The organism is Microcoleus sp. S13_C3 (assembly GCF_036700905.1).
Taxonomy (GTDB): domain Bacteria; phylum Cyanobacteriota; class Cyanobacteriia; order Cyanobacteriales; family Microcoleaceae; genus Microcoleus.
In genome coordinates this window covers 1-6,829 of record NZ_JAUBPT010000163.1, presented here as the reverse complement: position 1 = coordinate 6,829, position 6,829 = coordinate 1, and the positions used below count along the sequence as shown (strand labels likewise).

Sequence of the window (6,829 nt, the reverse complement as noted above, 5' to 3'; positions counted from 1 at the left end):
TCCCGTGGCACAGGCATCTTGCCTGTGGAGCCCAAATCCCGTGGCACAGGCATCTTGCCTGTGAAGTCCAAATCCCGTGGCACAGGCATCTTGCCTGTGAAGTCCAAATCCCGTGGCACAGGCATCTTGCCGGTGGAGTCCAAATCCCGTGGCACAGGCATCTTGCCTGTGCTGCCCAAACCAAATCTTTCTGAGATTTTAGCTTCTTCTTTACTTGTGAAATGAATTGCAGCAGCACCTGCTAAATTAGGACGTTCTAAAACCGTGGCATAAATCTGTTTCAAGCGCTTTTTTTTCTGCAAATCTGCGGGGTCAAGCATACCGCAGGGACGCATAATATATGGCAAATTGTGATATCTAGCAATTGTAGCAGCGACGGTAGTTACTGGCGAGAAAAGAGCGTGAATGTGAGCGAGGTCAAATTGTCGCGCATTTTGATTCAACCACTGCAATAACGAGAGTGAAAACTTATATCTACGAAACGGATAACAGCGGAAATAAATAATCTGATAGCCGTTTTGTTGTATTGGTTGATTTAAAGGAACATCTAAAGGAAGTTGACCGATATCTCCGTTAGAATCTGTAGTGATAATTGTGACATCAATGCCTTGGGAAGCGAGGGCCGCAGAAAGTCCGAGTACCATTTGACTTGGCCCGCCGTAGACGAGGGAAATTGAGGGGATAATTTGGAGAATTCGCATGGTTAGCACTTGATGTTAGCTGAGGTAGCTGGTTGTGTTATCATAGAAAAAATTGCCAAATTTGCACGTTATACTAATTTAGGCGATCGGAGGCAAGTTATGCTGATTGGATTCAGCGTCGGCAACTACAAATCTTTTAAAGAAACTGTCACCCTCAGGATGGTAGCTTCGTCAATTACTGAGGAAGACAAAGAGCTGGATGAAAATAATGTATTCCCAATTAATGATAAGGAATGAAAAATTAATAACTTGCACAATTAAACCCCAGAAGCCTTGATCCAAGGTCAACTATTGCTCTATTAGTCACCTTATTTATTTTTCATTCCTAAGTTAAGCTTACTCAAAAGTGCTGCTCTAAACTCCAGTTAAGAATGAGTATAACTTTTGTCGATCGCCCGATCGACGAGCTATTCTGCTCTAAAAACCCGGTTTCTAAGTAAGTCCTAAATACAAAAAACACCGCTCCTCAAAACAGGAGAACGGTGTATAGGGGGTGTTATGGGTTGTTGTCTGGGATTAACCTTAACAAATCAGGCTCGGCTGAGGCTATGCCTTGTGATGGTTAAAAAATTGGCACAAACCTGCATTATCACCCATTGATAGATCGACCTTTGCAATTAGCCCAGCCATTCCACCACAGCATCCTGCTTGGTATTGGTGCGCCGTTCTGGGGTTTCGCGGTTGAATTTCAAGTGGATGGCGCGGTTTTGTTCGCCGTCTGCTGCTACTGCAAAAATCGGATAGTCGATTAAGCCGTCTTGGAAAGACATCTGGAAGCGGAAAGTGCCGTCAGGATTGAGTTTAATCGGCTGTCCGCCTACGTAGACGGTAGCGTCTGGTTCGGTGGCGCCGTAGACGATCAGTTCGGCATCAGCAACTAACCAGAACTGGCGGGGGCGCATCGGGGCGGCGAAGCCAACTCCCGACATACCGACACCGGACATACCGAAACCCGACATGGTGAGACCGGACATACCGACACCCGACATGGTGAGGCCGGACATACCGACACCCGACGCGGTGAGACCGGACATACCGACACCCGACGTGGTGAGCCCGGACATACCGACACCCGACGCGGTGAGGCCGGACATTGTGGGAGCCGCCCACATTCCGACGCCGGAGGGGAACACGTAGGAACTGAGAGCTTGTTCGTGGATGCCGACTTGCTGGACGGAACCGGCGACGTGCTGCATGGAACCGAAGACAGAACCCGCTACGCGCAGGGATTCGGCAGATTCTGCCATGCCGAAGATTTGTTCGTAGATGGCGTTGCTGGTGCTGTAACCATTGCCATTGACTGCTTGTGCGAGTTTCTTGGCGGGAGGAACCAGTTCCGCGAAGGTTTTGCCCTGCAATTCTTCTTCCCAATCGAGGGTGATGAATTGATCTTCAATCCAGTCGCTGGGATAGACGGGAGGAACGCGGACTTCGGCCGATCGAGCTAATACCAGCCAGCGGCCATCTGCACAGCGGTAGCCGATGTCGATCGCGTAGTCCCGATCGCTCACGGGGATTGGCACATACCATTCCCGCGCCAATTCGTCGCAGGGATATTCTTGAATGCTGTGCGGGCTTTGAATGTCGAGGTTAACATCTGTAACGTCGTAGATCCGCAGGGCGAGTTGCTGTCCTCCTTGGCGACGCAATTCTTCTTTGCGATCGTTGGGAATATCCCAGTAAGTGTAGGCCCATTCTGGGTCGCGGGGCATTAAAACAACCCGGCTTTCGCCGTAGCCGTTGGGCAAATCTGCTAAACCTTCATCTACAGATGACAAAGAACCGCCGGTTCTATCTTCTTGACCGAGTTCAAACTTTGCTGCTTCCACTGCTTCTTGTGCCTCTAGTTTGCGAGATGGACTGTATGAAAATTTGGTGCGCTGAATTTCTTGAATTGATGCCAGAAGTTGCGATTTCCGCATCCGGCTGTAGCGAGAGACTCCACATTCGCTAGCAACTCTGCGGAGTTGTCGCAAAGTCATCTCTTCTAATGGTGGGCGTTCTTTGGCCATGAGTTGGTTCTCCACTAATTTAGGATGGCGGGTTAGATTTTTCCTTTCAACACAAATGTGTTGACTTTTTGAGTTAGAAACTCTTTTAAATCCACATATTATCGAGCTTCCAAATCTCCAACCTTTGAAGCCTTGCTTGTTTTTAGCTTGTCTTTTTCCCCATGCGATCGGGGGTTGTGACTTCTTGGCTTCTGCGCGCACCGTTCGATCTAAATAAAACTTTTCTGTCGATTCTTGATTGACAAGATCGATTTTGTGAGTGCGATCGGTGCTGCTAGCAACGCTGTGCTGGCAGCACACGCGCTATTCGACTCCCAGTGCTGCTTAATCCAAGCATTTCTTTGGGATCGCTTTGTCATGACTTAATGTTGCAGACAAGTTGCGATCGGGTCAAGGGGTCTTTTCCTTTAATTCTGGGTACTTATACGCATTTTCGTGATTTTGGGGATCACTTTGTCAGGGAATCTTGACATTTGGGAGGTTTAGGGGATCGGTGTTGAAGCGAATGTCAGGATTTGATGACATATTGGGATAGGGGGCTTTTGATGGGTTTGGAGGGTGGGGGCGATCGTTTAGAATGGATAGGTCTTTGCGAATATGACAAAGTGGAAGACTTTCTATATAATCCTTCTAACAAGAAGGCTTCGCGGGAGCATCCCGATTTTGCAAAAATATTAGACTGCAAATTAACCATTCAAGTAGGCACAACGCAGTTGTAACATTTGAGAAACACTTTCAGATTTCTACTGTGAAGAATGAAATGTTTAGCCTTGTACCTATCTGCTTGACGGCTGATTCTACCGTTCCCGATCCGATGGAGGCTGGTTGGAATTACTGACAAGTCTCATTCAATCCGATAAGAACTAACTAACATAATTATTATTCATTTTCAATCCTCACCTGCCAAGTCTCCAAAGTAGTACCTATTATTTTATCAAGATTTGTCAAAGCATTAAAATAGGCAATTCTCGCATTAAGTTCTGCATTTCTAGCCTCTATTAAAGCCTTCTGAAAATTCACAATATCGATACTTCGAGAACTTCCCACTCCCAATCTTTTTTTGTCTAGCTCTATGTCTAATTGCTTTTGCGCTAACTCCCTTGACTTTTGAGCGAGTTCTACTTTCTTGAAATTCAAATTTATATCTCGAATTGCATTTCTTACCTCAACTTCCAGCTTTTGATTGCGCTGCTTTAAAATGTTCTCAGCTTGTAATAGCTTAACACGACTATTCTGAAAATCTCGCTCAATTCCTCTATTTCCAAATTCGCGAGTCAAAACCAGTCCCGCTCTCAAATCCGAGTTGCTGTCTGAAAGATTACTAGCATTATTCTTATAACTTGCACTTACATCCAATTTCCATTTTCGATTATTTTCCGCTAACAGCAATTTATATTTAGCGATTTCCCGATCGAGCTGTACTTGTAAATAATCAGGACTATTTGACAGAGCTAATGGTATAATCTTATTGAAATCCAGAGGGTTAGTCTGCACAGCAGCATCTTCTTTTGCTGTTATATTAAGATTGCGATCGTCGAGACCAATAATTTGCAGCAGTGTTAATCTTGCCTTCTTCAGTTGCTCCTCACGATCCAATACTGTCACTTCCTGATCTGCTACAGCTTTTTCACTTGTCACAATCTCAACTTTTGCTAACCTTCCTGCCTTAATCAAAACCTGATTAATCTCCCTTTGCTTACGGGCAATTTCCAAAGAACTTTGTGAAATTTTAACTTGTTCCTGAGCCTTAATCAACTCTCGATAGTTTAAGATTACCTGAGTAATTGTCTCAATTAGCGTCGATTTCAAACTCAGAATATTTTTTTTTTCACTCAGGCGAGCAATCTCAATTGGTGCTCTAGTGACAGCAACTCCAGCTCCCCTTAACAGAGGTTGGTTAAAATTTAACTCTAAATTTTGACTTAAGGAGCCTTCACTATTAATGCCCAAACCATTCGCATCTTGTCCTTGTTTACCGCTCCACAGAAAACTTATCTCTCCTCCTGTGGGAATTTTGACACTCACCTGGGCAGATAAATCGACTTCGCCAGTAGTGGCTACTCTTCCCCCATTCCTCAAACGAATTGATGACACAGACAGTTGCGGTGTAAAAATAGGGACAAATTGGCCTTCTGCTACGGCTAAATCTTGTTTTTGGGCGATGCGTTCGAGGTATTGATTTTTGATAACTCTGTTGTTTTCCAAACCTAAAAATACAACTTCCGGTAGTGTCAGTTCGACCCCTGGTTCATCCTCTATAGATTGATATTCAATAGTTGGTCTTTGGCTATTTTCAGGTGTTGACTCTGCTGTTTTTTCTGGATTTTGTAGAGCTTCAGAAATTACTATTGATTCTGGTTTAGCTGGAGATTTTTGAGTAGTAGAAGTTGTTAATAATTGAGAATATGGACTGGGAGATTGGGAATTAGAAATTGGTGAGTGTTTGATTTTACTTGTTGGATTTTCGTCGGGGAATAGAGGAATAACTATTCTCTGGTTTGTAGTTAGCTTTTTTCTCTGATTTGGGGGTTGAATGAGCGCCTGATTTTGCGGTAGATTTTGGATGTGTGGGAGATATTTTTCAGTGGGAAGTGGCAGAATTTTGGGCGCGATCGCAGATTTAGAGCTAACATCAGTTTTGACTGTTGAACTAGACTTAAAAGCAACAGCAAATATCGCCAATAGCCCACAGATTGCAAGCATAACTAGGCTAAAACGAAATATCCAAGGAATATCGTAGCGAGCAGGGGAATCGCTATTTGGGAGATAATCTTCGTGCGGTTGCTCAGTCATGCTAAATCCAGTTATTTCTGCAAGTAATGCTATGGCGATTTCCTACGGGATGACTACCCTTGACGCAGCGCTTTAACAGGATCGAGTTGACTAGCTCGTAGAGCCGGGAGAAATCCAGCTCCGACACCCACTGCTAATGCCGATCCTAGAGCCAAAGCTGCTGTGTTGCTGTCAAATTTATAAGGCAACTTAAAAACATCCGCAACCACGACCGTTAACCCGTGTACCGTCACAATAGCAGCAATTCCCCCTGCTAAACTCAGAATCACTGCTTCTAGAATAAACTGTAACATTATATCTCTCTGAGTAGCCCCGATCGCACGTCTCAAACCAATTTCTGGGGTGCGTTCCATCACCGCCGCGATCGTAATATTAGCAATACCCACTCCTCCCACCAGCAGCGAAATTATCCCCACTGCCAATAGTCCCTGTGAAGCGAGTTCCAGAGTTTCCTGCTGCTCCAAAATTTTCTTAACATTGTTCCAAACAAAAACATTGGCCTTGGGAAAGCGCTGCTTCAAAACCTTTTTTGCCTGCTTTTCCATCCCTTTAATATCTTTTAGATTGTCAGGACGCACTGAAATAGAGCCAATCCTCTGGCTACCTGTTATCGCTTTGTAAAGTGACATCGACACCAGTATTTCACCTGTTGGTTTTTCCGCAAAATCCTGCTTACTCTCCATCACGCCGATCACAATATAAGGTCTGCGGTCAACATAAATGCGCTGACCTACAGGGTTTGTGCCACCTTTAAACAGTAGTAATTCCAGCACTTCATCGATTACTACTACGGGTCGATAGTCAGCAAAATCACTAGGGGAAAAAAAACGCCCCGCCATTAATAGCCGCCCCGATGTCAACAAGTAGTCTTGAGAAACAGCCTGGCTGCTAGGTTCCGCTTCTTCAGCTTGAAATATAACTTTATTGTCATTCAAACTAAACCAATGTGCTGCGCTAATCGCCTGAATTCCTTTCAGCCTATGCCGCAAAAATTCCATATCTTCTAATTTCAAGCTTGTGTCACCCCACATAGAGATTTGCACTTGAGGTGCTTCTCGCTTGGCTAGTTGTTCAGCAATTACGGCACGACTAATATTGCCTACTTGCAGCGTTGCACTTACCGCCGCTACACCCATAAAAACTCCAACGGTAGTTAGGACAGAACGCAAAAGATTGCCACTTAGGGAAATGCAAGTAAGGCGGAGGAGGTCAATAGGATAAAGGCTCATAAGCAATTATAAATTAATAATAGGACTTACGCATTGACAAAATAACCAAACAGTGTATTGATAAATAATTGTCGTCTCCTTTCTAAGTATGGAA

6 protein-coding genes and 1 pseudogene are annotated in these 6,829 nt (G+C 44.6%); 2 read left to right on the top strand and 5 right to left on the bottom strand.

Annotated features, from left to right (window positions below; all coding sequences use genetic code 11):
- The coding region (locus QUA16_RS30150; protein ID WP_333181575.1) for a glycosyltransferase at positions 1 to 701 on the bottom strand (701 nt) is incomplete at its 3' end.
- A gap of 12 nt (positions 702 to 713) precedes the next feature.
- Here QUA16_RS30150 and QUA16_RS30145 point away from each other — a divergent pair.
- Positions 714 to 938 (top strand): hypothetical protein, encoded by a 225-nt coding sequence (locus tag QUA16_RS30145; RefSeq protein ID WP_333107982.1) that lies wholly within the window; start codon positions 714 to 716, stop codon positions 936 to 938.
- A gap of 380 nt (positions 939 to 1,318) precedes the next feature.
- On the opposite strand, the gene QUA16_RS30140 is transcribed toward QUA16_RS30145, so the two are convergent.
- Positions 1,319 to 2,713: a DUF4912 domain-containing protein gene (locus QUA16_RS30140; protein ID WP_333107997.1), complete on the bottom strand. Its 1,395-nt coding sequence runs from the start codon at positions 2,711 to 2,713 to the stop codon at positions 1,319 to 1,321.
- A gap of 518 nt (positions 2,714 to 3,231) precedes the next feature.
- Here QUA16_RS30140 and QUA16_RS30135 point away from each other — a divergent pair.
- A complete protein-coding gene (locus QUA16_RS30135; RefSeq protein WP_333107981.1) occupies positions 3,232 to 3,432 on the top strand; it encodes a hypothetical protein in 201 nt (66 codons plus the stop codon).
- On the opposite strand, the pseudogene QUA16_RS30130 reads toward QUA16_RS30135, so the two are convergent.
- The 3 genes and pseudogenes from QUA16_RS30130 to QUA16_RS30120 all read right to left on the bottom strand — a co-directional run.
- Positions 3,400 to 3,541: pseudogene (locus QUA16_RS30130) on the bottom strand (ISKra4 family transposase); the annotation flags it as partial. The gene QUA16_RS30135 and the pseudogene QUA16_RS30130 sit on opposite strands and share 33 nt — an antisense overlap.
- 51 nt (positions 3,542 to 3,592) lie before the next feature.
- Complete coding sequence (locus QUA16_RS30125) at positions 3,593 to 5,506, bottom strand: TolC family protein (RefSeq protein ID WP_333107980.1); 1,914 nt, start codon at positions 5,504 to 5,506, stop codon at positions 3,593 to 3,595.
- A gap of 53 nt (positions 5,507 to 5,559) precedes the next feature.
- The gene (locus tag QUA16_RS30120; protein ID WP_333107979.1) at positions 5,560 to 6,735 is read right to left on the bottom strand and encodes an ABC transporter permease; all 1,176 of its coding nucleotides are present in this window, start codon (positions 6,733 to 6,735) and stop codon (positions 5,560 to 5,562) included.
- Positions 6,736 to 6,829 lie beyond the last annotated feature (94 nt).

Excerpts from the sequence above, each read along its gene's own strand:
- QUA16_RS30140 (WP_333107997.1), bottom strand. The coding sequence starts at position 2,713 with ATGGCCAAAGAACGCCCACCATTAGAAGAGATGACTTTGCGACAACTC.
- QUA16_RS30135 (WP_333107981.1), top strand. The coding sequence starts at position 3,232 with ATGACATATTGGGATAGGGGGCTTTTGATGGGTTTGGAGGGTGGGGGC.
- QUA16_RS30125 (WP_333107980.1), bottom strand. The coding sequence starts at position 5,506 with ATGACTGAGCAACCGCACGAAGATTATCTCCCAAATAGCGATTCCCCT.
- QUA16_RS30120 (WP_333107979.1), bottom strand. The coding sequence starts at position 6,735 with ATGAGCCTTTATCCTATTGACCTCCTCCGCCTTACTTGCATTTCCCTA.
- QUA16_RS30145 (WP_333107982.1), top strand. The coding sequence starts at position 714 with ATGTTAGCTGAGGTAGCTGGTTGTGTTATCATAGAAAAAATTGCCAAA.